Origin of the sequence: Gottfriedia acidiceleris, assembly GCF_004138285.1 — a bacterium.
In the GTDB taxonomy this organism is placed as follows: domain Bacteria; phylum Bacillota; class Bacilli; order Bacillales; family Bacillaceae_G; genus Gottfriedia; species Gottfriedia acidiceleris_A.
Map to the genome: position 1 here is coordinate 35,225 of NZ_SCFN01000025.1, position 16,862 is coordinate 52,086.

A 16,862-nucleotide genomic window follows, 5' to 3' on the forward strand; every position below is an offset into this window, starting at 1 on the left:
AACTACTAGAAAAGGAGGGAAATTACGATGGGAATCAAAAAGTATAAACCAACCACTAACGGTCGCCGTGGTATGACTACTAATGATTTTGCTGAGATCACTACTGACAAACCAGAAAAATCATTATTAGCGCCACTTAGCAAAAAAGCTGGCCGTAATAATCAAGGTAAAATTACTGTTCGTCACCAAGGTGGTGGACACAAACGTCAATACCGTATCATCGATTTCAAACGAGATAAAGATGGTATACCAGGACGCGTTGCTACAATCGAGTACGATCCAAACCGTTCTGCTAACATTGCGTTAATTAACTACGCTGATGGAGAAAAACGTTACATCCTAGCTCCTAAAAACTTAGTAGTAGGAATGGAAATCGTTTCAGGTCCTGAAGCAGATATTAAAGTAGGTAACGCTTTACCACTTGTTAACATTCCAGTAGGTACTACAATCCACAACATCGAGTTAAAACCAGGTCGTGGAGGACAATTAGTACGTTCAGCTGGTACTTCTGCTCAAGTATTAGGTAAAGAAGATCGTTATGTACTAGTTCGTTTAAACTCTGGTGAAGTACGTATGATTTTAGCAACTTGCCGCGCGACAGTAGGTCAAGTTGGTAACGAGCATCACGAACTTATTAACATCGGTAAAGCAGGTCGTTCTCGTTGGATGGGTAAACGCCCAACTGTACGTGGATCTGTAATGAACCCAGTTGATCACCCACACGGTGGTGGTGAAGGACGTTCTCCAATCGGACGTAAATCACCAATGTCTCCATGGGGTAAACCAACTCTTGGTTACAAAACTCGTAAGAAAAACAAAGCGTCAGACAAGTTTATCGTTCGTCGTCGTAAAAAATAACGCGATTGTGCTACGGTTCACTAGAACCGTAGGTCAATCACGAAGGGAGGTACCACAATGGGACGCAGCCTGAAAAAAGGTCCATTTATTGATGATCACTTATTAGCTAAAGTTGAGAAATTAAACGAGACTGACTCTAAGCAAGTTGTTAAAACTTGGTCACGTCGTTCGACTATTTTCCCACAATTTATCGGACATACTATTGCAGTATACGATGGTCGTAAACACGTACCTGTATATGTATCGGAAGATATGGTAGGTCACAAACTTGGTGAATTTGCTCCAACTCGTACTTATAAAGGTCACGATGCGGATGACAAGAAAACTAGAAGATAATGAGAGGAGGCACTCCAATGCAAGCTAAAGCTGTACTGAGAACAGTTCGTATCGCTCCTCGTAAAGTTCGTCTAGTAGTCGATTTAATCCGAGGTAAACAAGTTGGCGAAGCGATCGCAATCCTTCGACACACACCAAAAACTGCTTCTCCTGTTGTAGAAAAATTATTAAAATCTGCTATTGCTAACGCAGAGCATAACTATGATATGGATGTTAATAACTTATACATCGAAAAAGTATTCGTTGATGAAGGTGCTACATTAAAACGTTTCCGCCCTCGTGCACAAGGACGTGCTAGCGCAATCAACAAACGCACAAGCCACATTACAATCGTGGTATCAGAGAAGAAGGAGGGATAATCGATGGGACAAAAGGTAAATCCAGTCGGACTTCGTGTTGGTATTATTAAAGATTGGGAATCTAAATGGTACGCTGAAAAAGATTACGCTGATCTTTTACATGAAGACATCAAAATTCGTGAGTACATCAGCACTCGTTTAAAAGATTCTGCTGTATCTAAGGTAGAAATCGAAAGAGCTGCAAACCGTGTAAACATTACTGTTCACACTGCAAAACCAGGTATGGTAATCGGTAAAGGTGGTTCTGAAGTTGAAGCTCTTCGTAAAGCTTTAAACAACCTTACTGGCAAACGTGTTCATATCAACATCATCGAAATTAAAAGAGCAGATCTTGATGCTAAATTAGTAGCTGAAAACATCGCTCGTCAATTAGAAAACCGTGTTTCATTCCGTCGTGCTCAAAAGCAAGTACTACAACGTGCTATGCGTGCTGGTGCATTAGGTATTAAAACACAAGTTTCTGGTCGTCTTGGCGGAGCAGATATTGCTCGTGCAGAATCATATAGTGAAGGTACAGTGCCACTTCATACATTACGTGCGGATATCGATTATTCAACTGCAGAAGCAGATACAACATACGGTAAACTAGGCGTAAAAGTATGGATTTACAAAGGTGAAGTTCTTCCTACAAAAAAGAAAGCTTCTGAGGAAGGAGGAAATTAATTATGTTAATGCCTAAACGTGTTAAATATAGAAGAGAGCATCGTGGAAAAATGCGTGGACGTGCCAAAGGTGGTACTGAAATTGCATTCGGTGAATTCGGTTTACAATCTACTGAAGCTTCTTGGATTACTAACCGTCAAATTGAAGCAGCGCGTCGTGCAATGACTCGTTACATGAAACGTGGCGGTAAAGTATGGATTAAAATCTTCCCTTCTAAGCCTTACACAGCTAAACCTCTTGAGGTTCGTATGGGTAGTGGTAAAGGTGCTCCAGAAGGTTGGGTAGCAGTCGTTAAACCAGGAAAAATTATGTTCGAAATCGCTGGTGTATCTGAAGAAGTAGCTCGTGAAGCACTACGCTTAGCAGCTCACAAATTACCAGTTAAATGTAAGTTTGTAAAACGTGAAGACAATGGTGGTGATTCTAATGAAAACTAATGAGATTCGCGATCTTACCACTGCTGAAATTGAATTAAAAGTGAAATCTCTTAAAGAAGAGTTATTCAATCTTCGTTTCCAATTAGCTACAGGACAATTAGAGAACACTGCTCGTATCCGCGAGGTTCGTAAAGCAATTGCTCGTATGAAAACTGTAGTTCGTGAAAGAGAAATTAACTCTAATAATTAATGATGAGGGGAGGTTTGCCCAGTGAGCGAACGTAACCAACGTAAAGTTTACACAGGACGTGTAGTTTCTGATAAGATGGATAAGACAATTACTGTTGTAGTTGAAACTTATAAAACACATAAACTATACGGAAAACGCGTTAAATATTCTAAGAAATATAAAGCGCACGATGAGCTAAACACTGCAAAAGTTGGCGATATCGTAAAAATCATGGAGACTCGTCCATTATCAGCTACAAAACGTTTCCGTTTAGTTGAAATCGTAGAAGAAGCTGTTATTATCTAATAGATGATCGGATATCATTCTTAATCCGAAAGGAGGTCAATTTGACATGATCCAACAAGAAACTCGTTTAAAAGTTGCTGACAATTCAGGTGCACGTGAATTACTTACTATTAAAGTATTAGGTGGTTCAGGCCGTAAAACTGCTAACATCGGTGATATCATCGTATGTTCAGTAAAACAAGCAACACCAGGTGGCGTTGTTAAAAAAGGTGATGTAGTTAAAGCTGTTATCGTTCGTACGAAACGCGGTGTTCGTCGTCCAGACGGTACTTACATTAAATTTGATGAAAACGCAGCTGTTATCATTAAAGATGATAAGAGCCCACGTGGTACTCGTATTTTCGGACCAGTTGCACGTGAATTACGTGATAGCAACTTCATGAAAATCGTATCATTAGCTCCAGAAGTACTTTAATTAATGTACTTTAATAAATACTTCAGAAAGCCTTATTAAGGAGGTGCACGAAGAAGATGCATGTAAAAAAAGGTGATAAAGTTCAAGTTATCTCTGGTAAAGACAAAGGAAAACAAGGTGTTATCCTTGCTGCTTTTCCAAAGAATAACCGCGTACTAGTTGAAGGTGTTAACATCATTAAAAAACACTCAAAACCTACTCAAGCTAACCCACAAGGTGGCATCATCGAGAAAGAAGCACCAATCCATGTTTCTAATGTTATGGCATTAGATCCAAAAACTGGAGTACCTACACGCGTAGGTTACCAATTAGTGGATGGTAAAAAAGTACGTATTGCAAAAAAATCAGGCGAATTACTTGATAAATAATAGAAATTTATGAAAGGAGGTCAACTGAATGAACCGCCTAGTCGAGAAATATCAAAATGAAATCACTCCTGCTCTAGTGAGCAAGTTTAACTATAAATCAGTTATGCAAGTGCCAAAAATTGAAAAGATCGTCATCAACATGGGTGTTGGTGAGGCTGTTTCAAATTCAAAAGCATTAGATACTGCTGTTGAGGAATTAACTTTAATCGCAGGTCAAAAACCTGTGGTAACTAGAGCTAAAAAATCAATCGCACAATTCCGTCTTCGTGAAGGAATGCCTATCGGTGCTAAAGTTACATTACGCGGTGAGCGTATGTACGAATTCTTTGAGAAATTAGTTTCTGTAACATTACCTCGTGTACGTGACTTCCGTGGAATCTCTAAAAAAGCATTCGATGGCCGTGGAAACTACACTTTAGGTGTTAAAGAGCAATTAATCTTCCCAGAGATCGATTATGATAAAGTAAACAAAGTACGTGGTATGGACATCGTTATTGTAACTACTGCAAATACTGATGAAGAAGCTCGTGAAATGCTAACATTATTCGGAATGCCTTTTCAAAAATAATGAAAGCCAGCGCTAAAGAAGAGGAGGCGAAAACGTGGCTAAAAAATCAATGATTGCGAAACAAAAACGTGCTCAGAAATTTAAAGTACAAGAGTATACACGTTGCGAACGTTGCGGACGTCCACACTCAGTATTACGTAAATTTAAACTTTGCCGTATTTGTTTCCGTGAACTTGCTTATAAAGGACAAATCCCTGGCGTTAAAAAAGCTAGTTGGTAATTCTATAGATATTAGGAAGGAGGTTATCTGAACATGGTCATGACAGATCCTATTGCAGATATGCTTACTCGCATTCGTAATGCGAACATGGTACGTCACGAGAAATTAGAATTCCCAGGTTCTAACCTAAAGAAAGAAGTTGCTGAAATTCTAAAACGTGAAGGTTTCATCCGTGACGTTGAGTACATTGAAGATGATAAACAAGGTATCATCCGTATTTTCTTAAAATATGGTGTGAACAACGAACGTGTTATCACTGGATTAAAAAGAATCTCTAAGCCTGGCTTACGTGTATACGCGAAAGCTGACGAAGTACCTCGCGTACTTAACGGTTTAGGTGTTGCTATTGTTTCAACATCTAAAGGTGTAATGACAGATAAAGAAGCTCGTCAAGCAAAAACTGGTGGCGAAATCTTAGCATACGTTTGGTAATATAACACAGAGAGAATGGAGGTGTAGTGAATGTCTCGTGTTGGTAAAAAAGAACTTGTAATTCCAGCTGGAGTTACTCTTACTAATAACAACAATACTATTACAGTAAAAGGACCTAAAGGTGAGTTAACTCGTACTTTTAGCCCTGATATGACAATCGAAGTTAACGAGAACGTATTAACAGTTGCACGTCCAACTGATAACAAAGAGCACCGTGCTCTTCATGGTACAACTCGTGCTATCTTAGGTAACATGGTTGAAGGTGTAACTAATGGTTATACTCGTAACCTTGAATTAGTTGGGGTAGGTTACCGTGCAACTAAAACAGGTGACAAACTTGTTCTAGCTGTTGGTTATTCTCACCCAGTTGAGATCACTCCTGAAAATGGTGTTGAAATCGAAGTACCTTCAAATACTAAAATCAGTATTAAAGGTATCGACAAAGAACGTGTAGGCGCTCTTGCTGCTTACATCCGTCAAGTACGTCCACCAGAGCCTTACAAAGGTAAAGGTATTCGTTACGAAGGCGAAATGGTTCGTCGTAAAGAAGGTAAAACTGCGAAGTAATCTATAACTAGATAAGAGAAAGGAGTGACCAAGATGATCTTTAAGGCTGATAAAAATGCAGTACGTAAAAAAAGACATGCTCGTGTTCGTACTAAATTATCTGGTACTCAAGAACGTCCACGTTTAAACGTTTACCGTTCAAACAACCATATCTATGCTCAAATCATTGATGATGTTAATGGTGTAACATTAGCAAGTGCATCAACTTTAGATAAAGAATTAACTTTAAATGGTACTGGTAATATCGAAGCAGCAACATTAGTTGGTAGCTTAGTTGCAAAACGCGCTACTGAAAAAGGTGTTACTGAAGTTGTATTCGACCGCGGTGGTTACTTATATCATGGTCGCGTAAAAGCTTTAGCTGAAGCTGCTCGTGAAGCTGGTTTACAATTTTAATAAAAGAAGGAGGGACATACATGCGTCGCATTGATCCTAATAAATTAGAGCTTGAAGAACGCTTAGTTACGATCAACCGTGTTGCTAAAGTTGTAAAAGGTGGTCGTCGTTTCCGCTTTGCAGCATTAGTAGTTGTTGGTGACAAAAACGGTCATGTAGGTTTTGGTACTGGTAAAGCTCAAGAAGTACCTGATGCTATTCGTAAAGCTGTTGAAGATGCTAAGAAAAATCTAATTAATGTACCAATCGTTGGAACTACAATTCCTCACGTAATTACTGGTCGTTTTGGAGCTGGTGAAGTATTCTTAAAACCTGCTTCTGAAGGTACTGGAGTTATCGCTGGAGGTCCTGTTCGTGCGGTATTAGAACTTGCTGGGGTACATGATATTTTATCTAAATCTCTTGGTTCTAACACACCAGTAAACATTGTACGTGCTACTATTGAAGGTTTAAGTAACTTAAAACGTGCGGATGAAGTTGCAAAATTACGTGGTAAATCTGTAGAAGAATTACTAGGTTAATAAGGAGGGATAACGATGGCTAAACAGTTAGAAATTACCCTTACTCGCAGTGTAATTGGTCGTAAGCAAGATCAAATCGCAACAGTTCGTGCTTTAGGTATTACTAAAACAAACCAAACTGTTGTTAAAGAAGATAACGCTGCTATGCGTGGGATGATTAACAAAGTTTCTCACCTTGTATCTGTAAAAGAAATTTAATTGAACATGAATAAGTAAGGAGGTGCCCTAATGAAACTTCATGAATTAAAACCTACAGAAGGTTCTCGTAAAGTATCTAAACGTATCGGTCGTGGTATTGGTTCAGGTACTGGTAAAACTGCAGGTAAAGGTCATAAAGGACAAAACGCTCGTTCAGGTGGCGGTGTTCGTCTTGGATTTGAAGGTGGTCAAACTCCTTTATTCCGTCGTTTACCAAAACGTGGTTTCACTAACATCAACCGTAAAGATTATGCAATCGTTAATGTTGAAACGTTAAATCGCTTCGAAAACGGAACTGAAGTAACTCCTGAGTTACTGATCGAAACTGGTATTGTTCGTAAAGAATTAGCTGGTATTAAGATTTTAGGTAAAGGTAAGTTAGAAGTTAAACTTACTGTTAAAGCTCACAAGTTCTCATCTTCTGCAGTAGAGGCAATCGAAGCAGCTGGTGGAAATGCTGAGGTGATCTAAAATGTTCCGGACAATCTCCAACTTTATGCGCATTGCAGATATTAGAAAAAAAATATTCTTTACGTTATTAATGTTAATTGTATTTCGTATTGGAACGTTTATACCTGTTCCAAACGTCAACGCTGATGTATTAGCATCCCAAGATAGCTCAACGAGCATCTTTGGTGTTCTAAACACATTTGGTGGAGGAGCTCTTAAACAGTTCTCGATTTTTGCAATGGGTATAATGCCTTACATTACTGCTTCAATCATTATTCAGTTACTTCAAATGGACGTTGTTCCTAAGTTAACTGAATGGTCGAAGCAAGGTGAGATTGGTCGACGTAAATTGACTCAACTGACTAGATACATCACAATTATTCTTGGTTTTGTAGAAGCAATTGGATTATCAATCAGTATGAACAATGTTACTGGCGGAATGTTAATTGAAAATCCAGGTTGGTCAACCTATCTTTATATAGCAGTTGTACTAACAGCTGGAACATCTTTCTTATTGTGGTTAGGTGAGCAGATTACTGCTAAAGGTGTAGGGAACGGTATATCGGTTATCATCTTTGGCGGTATAGTTGCTGCTATACCTACTACTATAAGTCAAGTTTATCAGCAACAATTTAAAGGTGCTGGTGACGCGCTATTCTTAAACATCGTGAAAGTTGGCCTAGTGGTTTTAGTTTTATTATTAGTAATCGTAGCTGTAATTTATATTCAACAAGCTAATCGTAAAATTCCAATCCAATATGCTAAACGAAACAATGGTAATAATAGCTATGTCGGAGGACAATCTACTCACTTGCCATTAAAAGTAAATGGCGCTGGGGTTATTCCGGTAATCTTCGCTGTTTCATTTTTAATTACTCCATCAACAATTGCATCGTTCTTACCAAGTAACAATGTGACTGAATGGATTAAAACGCATTTTACGTATAACAATCCATGGGGAATGGCATTTTATTTAATCTTGATCATTGCTTTCACATATTTTTATACTTTTGTTCAGGCTAATCCAGAACAAATGGCTGAAAATCTTCAGAAGCAAGGTGGCTACATCCCGGGTATTCGCCCAGGTAAGAGCACTCAAGAATATATCATTAAAGTCTTATATCGTTTAACTTTCGTAGGAGCAATTTTCTTAGCTGTCATCGCTTTATTACCAATTGTATTTGGTAAAATTGCGAACTTACCACCTTCAGCTCAAATTGGAGGAACAAGTTTACTAATCGTAGTCGGAGTTGCGCTTGAAACAATGAAACAATTAGAAAGTCAGCTTGTTAAGAGAAACTACAAAGGCTTTATTAAAGATCGAGCATAGGGAAATGCATAATTCCCTATTGCTCATCTAATTTTGAGGAGGATTAACCATGAATTTAATTCTTATGGGGCTTCCTGGTGCAGGCAAAGGCACACAAGCTGAGAAAATTGTCGAAAAATACGGCATTCCTCATATATCTACTGGTGATATGTTCCGTGCAGCGATTAAAGACGGCACTGAATTAGGTCTTCAAGCAAAATCGTTTATGGATCAAGGTCATCTTGTTCCCGATGAGGTAACAATTGGTATTGTACGTGAACGATTAGCAAAAGATGATTGCCAAAACGGTTTTTTATTGGATGGTTTTCCTAGAACAGTTGCGCAGGCTGAAGCACTAGAAGAGACTCTGAAAGTAATGAATCGTAAAATTGACTTCGTGTTAAACATTCATGTAGACCAACAACTTTTAATTGAACGTTTAACAGGTCGTCGTATTTGCAAAGAGTGTGGAGCAACTTATCATTTAATTTTCAATCCACCTGTTGAAGAGGGTGTTTGCCCAAAATGTGGCGGAGAACTTTATCAACGTGCGGATGATAATGAAGAAACAGTTGCAAATCGCCTTGAAGTAAATATCAAACAAACTCAACCTTTACTTGATTTCTACAATAATCTTGGTTATGTAAAAACAATTGAAGGTCAACAAGAGATTAATAAAGTTTTTAATGACATTGATAATCTTTTAAAAGAGTTAGTTTAATAATTGAACGATAAGATCGTCGTTCCATGTGTATGACGTATTGTTGTTTCGTCAAAACTGATACTGTTATAAAAGCTTAAACATAGCTTTGCTTGGAACGATTGATATAATATAGGTCTTTAGTAGGCCAAAAAATCTCCAACATATCAGAGCACTTTGGCTTAATGTTCCTAAGCGTATGTTTGCCTCAAGCAAGCTACTGATTTGAAGAAAGGAGAATGCCCTAATGGCGAAAGATGATGTAATTGAAATTGAAGGTACCGTTACGGAAACACTTCCGAATGCGATGTTCAAGGTTGAATTGGAAAATGGTCATGTCGTTCTTGCACACGTTTCTGGTAAAATTCGTATGAACTTCATTCGTATTCTTCCAGGTGACAAGGTTACTGTAGAACTATCTCCATATGATTTAACTCGTGGCCGTATTACGTACCGTTTTAAATAATAAATATGCACTCCGTAATCTACAAGGAGGTTGAAATCATGAAAGTGAGACCATCAGTAAAACCAATCTGTGAAAAATGTAAAGTTATCCGCAGACGTGGTAAAGTAATGGTAATTTGTGAAAATCCAAAACATAAACAAAAACAAGGTTAATAAAGAAGGAGGTGCACTAGAATGGCTCGTATTGCTGGTGTAGATATTCCTCGCGACAAACGCGTGGTTGTTTCTTTAACTTATGTATACGGAATCGGTCGTGCAACTTCTGAAAAAATCTTAGCTGATGCTGGTATTTCAGAAGACACTCGTGTACGTGATTTAACAGAAGAAGAATTAGGTAAAATTCGTGAATTAATCGATAAGTTGAAAGTTGAAGGGGATCTTCGTCGTGAAGTTTCTTTAAACATTAAACGTCTAATCGAAATCGGTTCATATCGTGGTATTCGCCACCGTCGTAGCTTACCTGTTCGTGGTCAAAACACTAAAAACAATGCTCGTACTCGTAAAGGCCCACGCCGTACAGTAGCGAACAAGAAGAAATAATATTTTTTAAGTAAAGGAGGGTATTCAACATGGCACGTAAAACAAATGTACGTAAACGTCGTGTGAAAAAGAATATTGAAGCTGGTACAGCTCATATTCGTTCAACTTTCAATAACACAATCGTAACAATCACTGATGTTCATGGTAACGCAATTTCTTGGTCAAGTGCAGGATCATTAGGTTTCAAAGGATCTCGTAAATCTACTCCATTCGCTGCACAAATGGCTGCTGAAACTGCTGCTAAAGCTTCTATGGAACACGGTTTAAAAACTCTTGACGTAACTGTTAAAGGTCCGGGTGCTGGTCGTGAGGCTGCAATCCGTGCTCTTCAAGCTGCTGGTCTTGAAGTAACTGCTATCAGAGACGTTACTCCAGTTCCACATAACGGATGCCGTCCACCAAAACGTCGTCGTGTATAATTTGTCTGTATAAATTTTCAAAAATTGTCTATAATGGATTATGATATATGTTTGGCAAATATTAACAGACATCTCTTGTTGTGCACAATTAGGAACTGCCTAATAGGGACTTTCGGTTAGCATGGTCTAACCGAGGGTTTCGACGTTTTGAAGGAGGGTTTAAAAAATGATTGAAATCGAAAAGCCGAAAATCGAAACGGTTGAGATCAGTGACGATTCCAAATATGGTAAATTCGTTATTGAACCACTTGAGCGTGGATATGGTACAACGCTAGGTAACTCCTTACGTCGTATCCTTTTATCCTCACTTCCTGGTGCCGCTGTAACAGCTATTCAAATTGATGGCGTATTACATGAGTTCTCTACAGTTGAAGGTGTTGTAGAAGACGTTACAACAATTATCCTTAATGTTAAAAAACTTGCTCTGAAAATTTATTCAGACGAAGAAAAAACATTAGAAATTGATGTACGCGGAGAAGGGCCAATTACTGCAGCCGATATAACGCATGATAGCGATGTTGAAGTTCTGAATCCAGATCTTCATATTGCAACTCTTGCTAAAGATGCTCATTTACGTATGCGTCTAACTGCTAGACGTGGACGTGGATACATCCCTGCAGATGGTAATAAAAGAGAGGATCAAGCAATAGGTGTTATTCCTATCGACTCGATTTACACTCCAGTGTCTCGTGTCACATACCAAGTTGAAAATACACGTGTGGGACAGGTTTCAAATTTCGATAAGTTAACACTTGATGTTTGGACTGACGGAAGTATTGGACCAAAGGATGCTATCGCACTCGGTTCAAAAATTCTTACTGAACACTTAAACATTTTTGTAGGTTTAACTGACGAAGCTAAAAATGCAGAAATCATGGTCGAAAAAGAAGAAGATCAAAAAGATAAAGTCCTTGAAATGACGATTGAAGAACTTGATCTTTCTGTTCGTTCATATAACTGCTTAAAGCGAGCAGGTATTAATACTGTACAAGAGCTTGCGAATAAGACAGAAGAAGACATGATGAAAGTACGTAACTTAGGTCGTAAGTCTTTAGAAGAAGTAAAACATAAGTTAGAAGAGTTAGGTCTTGGCCTACGTAAAGAAGACTGATTGTAGCTTCGATAAAGGGAGAGGCGTTCTCTTCATGTCTATATGACCCAATTTTGATACTACTTACAAAGGAGGGAACTAGAAATGGGATACAGAAAATTAGGACGTACAAGCTCACAACGTAAAGCTATGTTACGTGACTTAGCTACTGATTTAATTATCAACGAACGTATTCAAACAACTGAAACTCGTGCGAAAGAGTTACGTTCAGTTGTTGAAAAAATGATTACTTTAGGTAAGCGTGGAGACTTACACGCTCGTCGTCTAGCTGCTGCTTACATCCGTAATGAAGTTGCTAACGCTGAAAACGGTCAAGACGCTTTACAAAAATTATTTGCTGACATCGCTCCTCGTTACACTGAGCGCCAAGGTGGATACACTCGTATCGCAAAAATTGGTCCTCGTCGTGGAGACGCAGCACCAATGGTTGTTATCGAATTAGTTTAATATTCGAATACAAAAGGGCTCGACGTTTCTTGTAAACATGTCGTTGCCCTTTTTTTCTGTTTACTTTTAGACTATTATATATCTATAAACAATGAGAAATTATAGGTGAACAAATGAGAAAAGATAGTATTAAAGTAGATAACATATCTTTTAAATATCCACAGGCACAATCTAATGCAGTTCATTCTGTATCATTTAGAATAAAAGAAAATGAATGGATCGCTATAGTAGGTCGAAACGGGTCAGGAAAATCAACGTTAGCTAAACTTTTAAATGGACTAATATTACCCGAAGAAGGCCAAATCGTGATTGATGAGGAAATTAGCTTATCAGAACAAACAATTTGGGACGTTCGAAAGAAAATTGCGATGGTATTTCAAAATCCTGATAATCAGTTTGTAGGTACGACAGTAATAGACGATATTGCATTTGGATTAGAAAACCATGGAATTGAGAAAAAAGAAATGGATCGTCGAATTGAGGAAGTTTTAAATATCGTCAATATGAACGAATTTGTACTCCATGAGCCACACTCTCTTTCTGGTGGCCAAAAACAAAGAGTAGCAATAGCAGGAGCATTAGCAATTCAACCAAGTATATTAATATTAGATGAAGCTACTTCGATGTTAGATCCTTTTGGTAGAAAAGAAGTAATCGAGACAATTCGTGATTTACATAAAGATATTAATATGACTGTTATTTCAATTACTCATGATATAGAAGAAGCAATACATGCAGACCGTATTTTAATTATGCATGATGGTCATTTAGTTCAAAGCGTAACTCCAGAAGAACTTTTAAAAACAGAGTTTTCTTTAGAGTCACTTGGATTAGCATCTCCTTTTACAAATAACCTTTCTAGTTTATTAATCGAAAAAGGTTTACCTTTGAGACAAGACCATCTAGAGCAAGAAAGCTTGGTGAGCGAATTATGCAAATTACTTTTGAAAAAGTAGGCTATACTTATCAGCCGAAAACACCTTTCGAGCATCGAGCTCTTTATGATATTGATGTTACGATACCAGATGGGTCATATTATGCTGTAATTGGTCACACAGGCTCAGGTAAATCTACTTTTCTGCAACATTTAAATGGCCTCTTGCAACCAACAGAGGGCATCGTCAAAATAGACGATGTTACCCTTTTATCAGATAAGAAAAACAAGAATTTAAAATCATTAAGAAAAAAAGTAGGATTAGTTTTTCAGTTTCCTGAGCAGCAATTATTTGAAGAAACTGTAGAGAAAGATATTTGCTTTGGTCCAATGAATTTTGGTGTTTCTGAAGATGAAGCAAAAAAAAGAGCTAAAGATCTAATTGAAAAAGTAGGCTTAAGTGAAGAATATTTAATGAAGTCACCATTTGAATTAAGTGGTGGTCAAATGAGAAGGGTTGCTATTGCAGGTGTTTTAGCAATGGAACCAGAAGTTTTAGTTTTGGATGAACCAACTGCTGGTCTTGATCCTAGTGGTCAAAAGGCGTTAATGGATATGTTTTACCAATTGCATAAAGAAAAGGGCCTGACGATCATTTTGGTGACTCATAGCATGGAAGATGCAGCGAGATATGCTGATATGATCCATGTGCTTCAAAAAGGGACTACGTATTTAAAGGGAAGCCCTTTAGAAGTGTTCTCATATGAAAAGGAACTAGAGGACATTGGATTACAAATTCCACTTTCTTTAAAATTCCACCAAGAACTAAATCAAAAATTAGGCATTAATGAAAAAGCTACCAGTTTAACAATCGAACAACTCGCTAATTATATTGCGAATCTTTATAATGGGGAAACAAAATGAATAGTCTAATTATCGGAAAATATATTCCAATCGATTCACTTATTCATCGTCTAGATGCTAGAGCAAAACTTCTTACAATGTTCATTTTTATTTGTATCGTTTTCTTTGCAAATAATTTTATAACATATGGTATTTTATTTATATTTTCAATTGTAACAGTATTGCTATCAAGAGTACCTCTTAATTATTATTTAAAAGGATTAAGAGCAATTTGGTTGTTAGCAGTGTTTACGTTTTTATTGCATGTTTTTACAAATAAAGAGGGACCACTAATTTATCATTTTGGATGGGTCGAAATTCATAAAGAAGGAATTATTCAAGGTATTTATATATCATTGAGATTTTTTCTTTTAGTTTCAATTACTACTTTACTGACATTAACAACAAATCCAATCGAAATTACCGATGGACTTGAGTCATTATTTAACCCATTTAAAAGGTTTGGCCTACCTGTGCATGAAATGGCTTTAATGATGTCAATTTCATTACGATTTATTCCAACGCTTATGGAAGAGACTGAAAAGATTATGAAGGCACAATCGTCCCGAGGAGTGGATTTTTCTTCAGGCCCTATAAAGGACAGGTTAAAAGCATTAGTCTCTTTACTTGTTCCATTATTTATTCATTCATTTAAACGAGCTGAGGACTTAGCAGTTGCGATGGAAGCCAGAGGTTACCAAGGCGGAGATGGAAGATCAAAGTTCCGTGTTATGAAGTGGCATTTAAGGGATACTGCATGTTTAGTTGTATTACTGTTATTATTTTTACTATTATTGTTTTTACGTAAGTAATGGAGATAAGTTATGAATCGAATTAAATGTATAATTTCATATGATGGCACACTATTTAATGGTTACCAAGTTCAACCTAATCAGAGAACAGTCCAAACGGATATTGAGACGGTTTTAACAAAAATGCACAAAGGTAATCTAATAAGAATCCATGCATCTGGTAGAACAGATACAGGAGTACACGCAGTAGGACAAGTAATTCATTTTGATAGTGAATATGCACTTCAACCAGAGCAATGGAAGAAAGCATTAAATGCACAATTGCCTAAGGATATTAATGTTAGATTTGTAGAGATCGTCGATGATAATTTTCATTCTAGATTTGATGTCGTTCGAAAAGAATACCGTTATTTTATTTGGAATGAAAAAGACGAAAATGTTTTTTCTAGAAACCATCATTATTTTTTTCCTTTTGATCTAAATATTGTTAAAATGCAAGAAGCACTAGATTGCTTACTAGGTACACATGATTTTAGTTCCTTTTGTGCATCAAATACGGATATAAAGGACAAAGTACGGACGATTTATAAAGGAAGTATTAATAAAACGGATCAGGGGATTGTCATCGCTCTAGAAGGAAATGGTTTTCTTTATAATATGGTAAGAATAATTGTTGGAACATTAATTGAGGTGGGGCAAGGAAAGCGTGATGTAAAAAGTGTTAAAAACGCACTATTAGCACGTAATCGAGCCAAGGCTGGCAAGACTTCACCGCCTAATGGACTGTTTTTATGGAAAGTTGATTATAACAACTAATCCTGGTGTAACATTTGCTTGACATTAGAAGGTATAAAGTTTAATATTAAATACGGTATTGTTTTAAGAACCACGATTAGCCCCGGAACCAGTCGTGTTAAAGATAAACAATAAAAACAATTTTACTTTATGTATATTGTATTAGGAGGAAAATAGAATGCGCACAACTTATATGGCAAAAGCTAGCGAAGTTGAACGTAAGTGGTTCGTTGTAGACGCTGAAGGAAAAACTTTAGGTCGTCTTGCAACTGAAGTAGCTACTTTACTTCGCGGTAAGCACAAACCAACTTTCACACCACACGTTGATACAGGTGATAACGTAATCATCATCAATGCTGAGAAAGTTGAATTAACAGGAAACAAATTAAACAATAAAATTTACTACCGTCATACAATGTATGCTGGTGGTTTAAAAGAGCGTACAGCTTTAGAAATGCGTACTAACTACCCAGTTAAAATGCTTGAGTTAGCTGTTAAAGGTATGCTTCCAAAAGGACGTCTTGGACGTGCTCAAATTAAAAAGTTACACGTGTATGCTGGTAACGAGCATCCACACCAAGCACAAAAACCAGAAGTTTACGAACTTCGCGGATAATTATAAAAGGAGGGCATTCACATGGCACAAGTACAATACTATGGCACAGGACGTCGTAAAAGCTCAGTAGCTCGTGTACGTTTAGTTCCTGGCGAAGGACGCGTTATCATTAACGGTCGTGATTTTGAAGATTACATCCCATTCGCTGCATTAAGAGAAGTTGTTAAACAACCACTTGTTGCAACTGAAACATTAGGTAGCTATGATATTTTAGTAAACGTTAACGGTGGTGGATACACTGGTCAAGCTGGTGCAATTCGTCACGGTATCTCTAGAGCATTATTACAAGTTGATCCTGAATACCGCGGAACTTTAAAACGCGCTGGATTATTAACTCGTGATGCACGTATGAAAGAGCGTAAAAAATACGGTCTTAAAGGTGCACGTAGAGCTCCTCAGTTCTCAAAACGTTAATTTTTATTTATACGTTCAAAACTCCTCTCCACTTTGTGGACAGGAGTTTTTTATTTTGTGTGTTTATTTCATCATGTGTAAAATTGATAACCACTATTTTTAATCCGTCCCTTTAACTGCTTCCTTTTCCCTTATCTTTTCTTTGATTTTTGTCTGTCCGCTGTTCTTTCAGAATGAAGCGGCTTTTTTACTTGCACTCTTATCCTTTGGTCTCCTCTTTGTTCAAAATGGTTAATCATTTAGCTTTTTGAAAC

Annotated in this window: 31 protein-coding genes; all 31 read left to right on the forward strand. The window is 37.4% G+C overall.

Features of this window, described 5'->3' with window-relative positions; all coding sequences use genetic code 11:
• Window positions 1-27 precede the first annotated feature (27 nt).
• The 31 genes from rplB (at window position 28) to rpsI (ending at window position 16,608) form a co-directional block, all read left to right on the forward strand.
• Window positions 28-858 carry a 50S ribosomal protein L2 gene (gene rplB / locus EP747_RS21385; protein WP_056467419.1) on the forward strand — a complete coding sequence of 277 codons (831 nt, stop codon included), beginning with the start codon at window positions 28-30 and terminating at the stop codon, window positions 856-858.
• Window positions 859-915: 57 nt separating this feature from the next.
• Window positions 916-1,194: a 30S ribosomal protein S19 gene (rpsS, locus tag EP747_RS21390; RefSeq protein ID WP_069033610.1), complete on the forward strand. Its 279-nt coding sequence runs from the start codon at window positions 916-918 to the stop codon at window positions 1,192-1,194.
• A 17-nt stretch (window positions 1,195-1,211) separates the two neighbouring features.
• On the forward strand, window positions 1,212-1,553 hold the full coding sequence (gene rplV / locus EP747_RS21395; protein ID WP_056467425.1) for a 50S ribosomal protein L22: 342 nt from the start codon (window positions 1,212-1,214) through the stop codon (window positions 1,551-1,553).
• Window positions 1,554-1,556: 3 nt separating this feature from the next.
• The gene (gene rpsC / locus EP747_RS21400) at window positions 1,557-2,216 is read left to right on the forward strand and encodes a 30S ribosomal protein S3 (RefSeq protein WP_129692072.1); all 660 of its coding nucleotides are present in this window, start codon (window positions 1,557-1,559) and stop codon (window positions 2,214-2,216) included.
• A 2-nt stretch (window positions 2,217-2,218) separates the two neighbouring features.
• Complete coding sequence (gene rplP / locus EP747_RS21405) at window positions 2,219-2,653, forward strand: 50S ribosomal protein L16 (protein WP_056467431.1); 435 nt, start codon at window positions 2,219-2,221, stop codon at window positions 2,651-2,653.
• A complete protein-coding gene (gene rpmC, locus EP747_RS21410) occupies window positions 2,643-2,843 on the forward strand; it encodes a 50S ribosomal protein L29 (RefSeq protein ID WP_056467434.1) in 201 nt (66 codons plus the stop codon). The genes rplP and rpmC overlap by 11 nt, the downstream gene beginning before the upstream one ends.
• Before the next feature lie 21 nt (window positions 2,844-2,864).
• Window positions 2,865-3,128: a 30S ribosomal protein S17 gene (rpsQ, locus tag EP747_RS21415; RefSeq protein WP_056467437.1), complete on the forward strand. Its 264-nt coding sequence runs from the start codon at window positions 2,865-2,867 to the stop codon at window positions 3,126-3,128.
• A gap of 46 nt (window positions 3,129-3,174) precedes the next feature.
• A complete protein-coding gene (gene rplN / locus EP747_RS21420; RefSeq protein WP_088014602.1) occupies window positions 3,175-3,543 on the forward strand; it encodes a 50S ribosomal protein L14 in 369 nt (122 codons plus the stop codon).
• Window positions 3,544-3,599: 56 nt separating this feature from the next.
• On the forward strand, window positions 3,600-3,911 hold the full coding sequence (gene rplX / locus EP747_RS21425) for a 50S ribosomal protein L24 (protein ID WP_056467443.1): 312 nt from the start codon (window positions 3,600-3,602) through the stop codon (window positions 3,909-3,911).
• Window positions 3,912-3,939: 28 nt separating this feature from the next.
• The gene (gene rplE / locus EP747_RS21430) at window positions 3,940-4,479 is read left to right on the forward strand and encodes a 50S ribosomal protein L5 (protein WP_069033613.1); all 540 of its coding nucleotides are present in this window, start codon (window positions 3,940-3,942) and stop codon (window positions 4,477-4,479) included.
• 34 nt (window positions 4,480-4,513) lie between these two features.
• Window positions 4,514-4,699, forward strand: coding sequence for a type Z 30S ribosomal protein S14 (locus EP747_RS21435; RefSeq protein ID WP_056467450.1), 186 nt, complete (start codon window positions 4,514-4,516; stop codon window positions 4,697-4,699).
• Window positions 4,700-4,732: 33 nt separating this feature from the next.
• The gene (rpsH, locus tag EP747_RS21440) at window positions 4,733-5,131 is read left to right on the forward strand and encodes a 30S ribosomal protein S8 (RefSeq protein ID WP_056467453.1); all 399 of its coding nucleotides are present in this window, start codon (window positions 4,733-4,735) and stop codon (window positions 5,129-5,131) included.
• Window positions 5,132-5,161: 30 nt separating this feature from the next.
• Entirely contained in the window at window positions 5,162-5,698 is a 537-nt protein-coding gene (rplF, locus tag EP747_RS21445) for a 50S ribosomal protein L6 (RefSeq protein WP_056467456.1), read from the forward strand.
• Window positions 5,699-5,731: 33 nt separating this feature from the next.
• On the forward strand, window positions 5,732-6,094 hold the full coding sequence (gene rplR / locus EP747_RS21450; RefSeq protein ID WP_098848446.1) for a 50S ribosomal protein L18: 363 nt from the start codon (window positions 5,732-5,734) through the stop codon (window positions 6,092-6,094).
• Window positions 6,095-6,114: 20 nt separating this feature from the next.
• Window positions 6,115-6,615 (forward strand): 30S ribosomal protein S5, encoded by a 501-nt coding sequence (rpsE, locus tag EP747_RS21455; protein ID WP_056467462.1) that lies wholly within the window; start codon window positions 6,115-6,117, stop codon window positions 6,613-6,615.
• Between the two features lie 15 nt (window positions 6,616-6,630).
• Complete coding sequence (rpmD, locus tag EP747_RS21460; protein WP_088070790.1) at window positions 6,631-6,813, forward strand: 50S ribosomal protein L30; 183 nt, start codon at window positions 6,631-6,633, stop codon at window positions 6,811-6,813.
• A 30-nt stretch (window positions 6,814-6,843) separates the two neighbouring features.
• The gene (rplO, locus tag EP747_RS21465) at window positions 6,844-7,284 is read left to right on the forward strand and encodes a 50S ribosomal protein L15 (RefSeq protein WP_056467467.1); all 441 of its coding nucleotides are present in this window, start codon (window positions 6,844-6,846) and stop codon (window positions 7,282-7,284) included.
• 1 nt (window position 7,285) lies between these two features.
• A complete protein-coding gene (gene secY, locus EP747_RS21470) occupies window positions 7,286-8,593 on the forward strand; it encodes a preprotein translocase subunit SecY (RefSeq protein WP_129692073.1) in 1,308 nt (435 codons plus the stop codon).
• Between the two features lie 49 nt (window positions 8,594-8,642).
• On the forward strand, window positions 8,643-9,293 hold the full coding sequence (locus tag EP747_RS21475; RefSeq protein WP_129692074.1) for an adenylate kinase: 651 nt from the start codon (window positions 8,643-8,645) through the stop codon (window positions 9,291-9,293).
• A 226-nt stretch (window positions 9,294-9,519) separates the two neighbouring features.
• Window positions 9,520-9,738, forward strand: coding sequence for a translation initiation factor IF-1 (infA, locus tag EP747_RS21480; protein ID WP_056467475.1), 219 nt, complete (start codon window positions 9,520-9,522; stop codon window positions 9,736-9,738).
• 38 nt (window positions 9,739-9,776) lie between these two features.
• Window positions 9,777-9,890: a 50S ribosomal protein L36 gene (gene rpmJ, locus EP747_RS21485; protein ID WP_000868344.1), complete on the forward strand. Its 114-nt coding sequence runs from the start codon at window positions 9,777-9,779 to the stop codon at window positions 9,888-9,890.
• A gap of 21 nt (window positions 9,891-9,911) precedes the next feature.
• Window positions 9,912-10,277 (forward strand): 30S ribosomal protein S13, encoded by a 366-nt coding sequence (rpsM, locus tag EP747_RS21490; RefSeq protein WP_098232302.1) that lies wholly within the window; start codon window positions 9,912-9,914, stop codon window positions 10,275-10,277.
• A gap of 29 nt (window positions 10,278-10,306) precedes the next feature.
• A complete protein-coding gene (gene rpsK / locus EP747_RS21495) occupies window positions 10,307-10,696 on the forward strand; it encodes a 30S ribosomal protein S11 (protein ID WP_056467481.1) in 390 nt (129 codons plus the stop codon).
• Window positions 10,697-10,862: 166 nt separating this feature from the next.
• On the forward strand, window positions 10,863-11,807 hold the full coding sequence (locus EP747_RS21500; protein ID WP_056467484.1) for a DNA-directed RNA polymerase subunit alpha: 945 nt from the start codon (window positions 10,863-10,865) through the stop codon (window positions 11,805-11,807).
• 84 nt (window positions 11,808-11,891) lie between these two features.
• On the forward strand, window positions 11,892-12,254 hold the full coding sequence (gene rplQ, locus EP747_RS21505; RefSeq protein ID WP_056467487.1) for a 50S ribosomal protein L17: 363 nt from the start codon (window positions 11,892-11,894) through the stop codon (window positions 12,252-12,254).
• A 113-nt stretch (window positions 12,255-12,367) separates the two neighbouring features.
• Complete coding sequence (locus tag EP747_RS21510; protein ID WP_129692075.1) at window positions 12,368-13,210, forward strand: energy-coupling factor ABC transporter ATP-binding protein; 843 nt, start codon at window positions 12,368-12,370, stop codon at window positions 13,208-13,210.
• Window positions 13,186-14,052: an energy-coupling factor ABC transporter ATP-binding protein gene (locus EP747_RS21515; RefSeq protein WP_129692076.1), complete on the forward strand. Its 867-nt coding sequence runs from the start codon at window positions 13,186-13,188 to the stop codon at window positions 14,050-14,052. Before EP747_RS21510 ends, EP747_RS21515 begins: the two co-directional genes overlap by 25 nt.
• A complete protein-coding gene (gene cbiQ, locus EP747_RS21520; RefSeq protein WP_129692077.1) occupies window positions 14,049-14,843 on the forward strand; it encodes a cobalt ECF transporter T component CbiQ in 795 nt (264 codons plus the stop codon). The genes EP747_RS21515 and cbiQ overlap by 4 nt, the downstream gene beginning before the upstream one ends.
• A gap of 12 nt (window positions 14,844-14,855) precedes the next feature.
• Window positions 14,856-15,599: a tRNA pseudouridine(38-40) synthase TruA gene (truA, locus tag EP747_RS21525; protein ID WP_129692078.1), complete on the forward strand. Its 744-nt coding sequence runs from the start codon at window positions 14,856-14,858 to the stop codon at window positions 15,597-15,599.
• A 157-nt stretch (window positions 15,600-15,756) separates the two neighbouring features.
• Window positions 15,757-16,194 carry a 50S ribosomal protein L13 gene (gene rplM / locus EP747_RS21530; RefSeq protein WP_056467502.1) on the forward strand — a complete coding sequence of 146 codons (438 nt, stop codon included), beginning with the start codon at window positions 15,757-15,759 and terminating at the stop codon, window positions 16,192-16,194.
• A 21-nt stretch (window positions 16,195-16,215) separates the two neighbouring features.
• Window positions 16,216-16,608 (forward strand): 30S ribosomal protein S9, encoded by a 393-nt coding sequence (rpsI, locus tag EP747_RS21535; protein WP_056467505.1) that lies wholly within the window; start codon window positions 16,216-16,218, stop codon window positions 16,606-16,608.
• The last annotated feature ends 254 nt before the right edge of the window (window positions 16,609-16,862 follow it).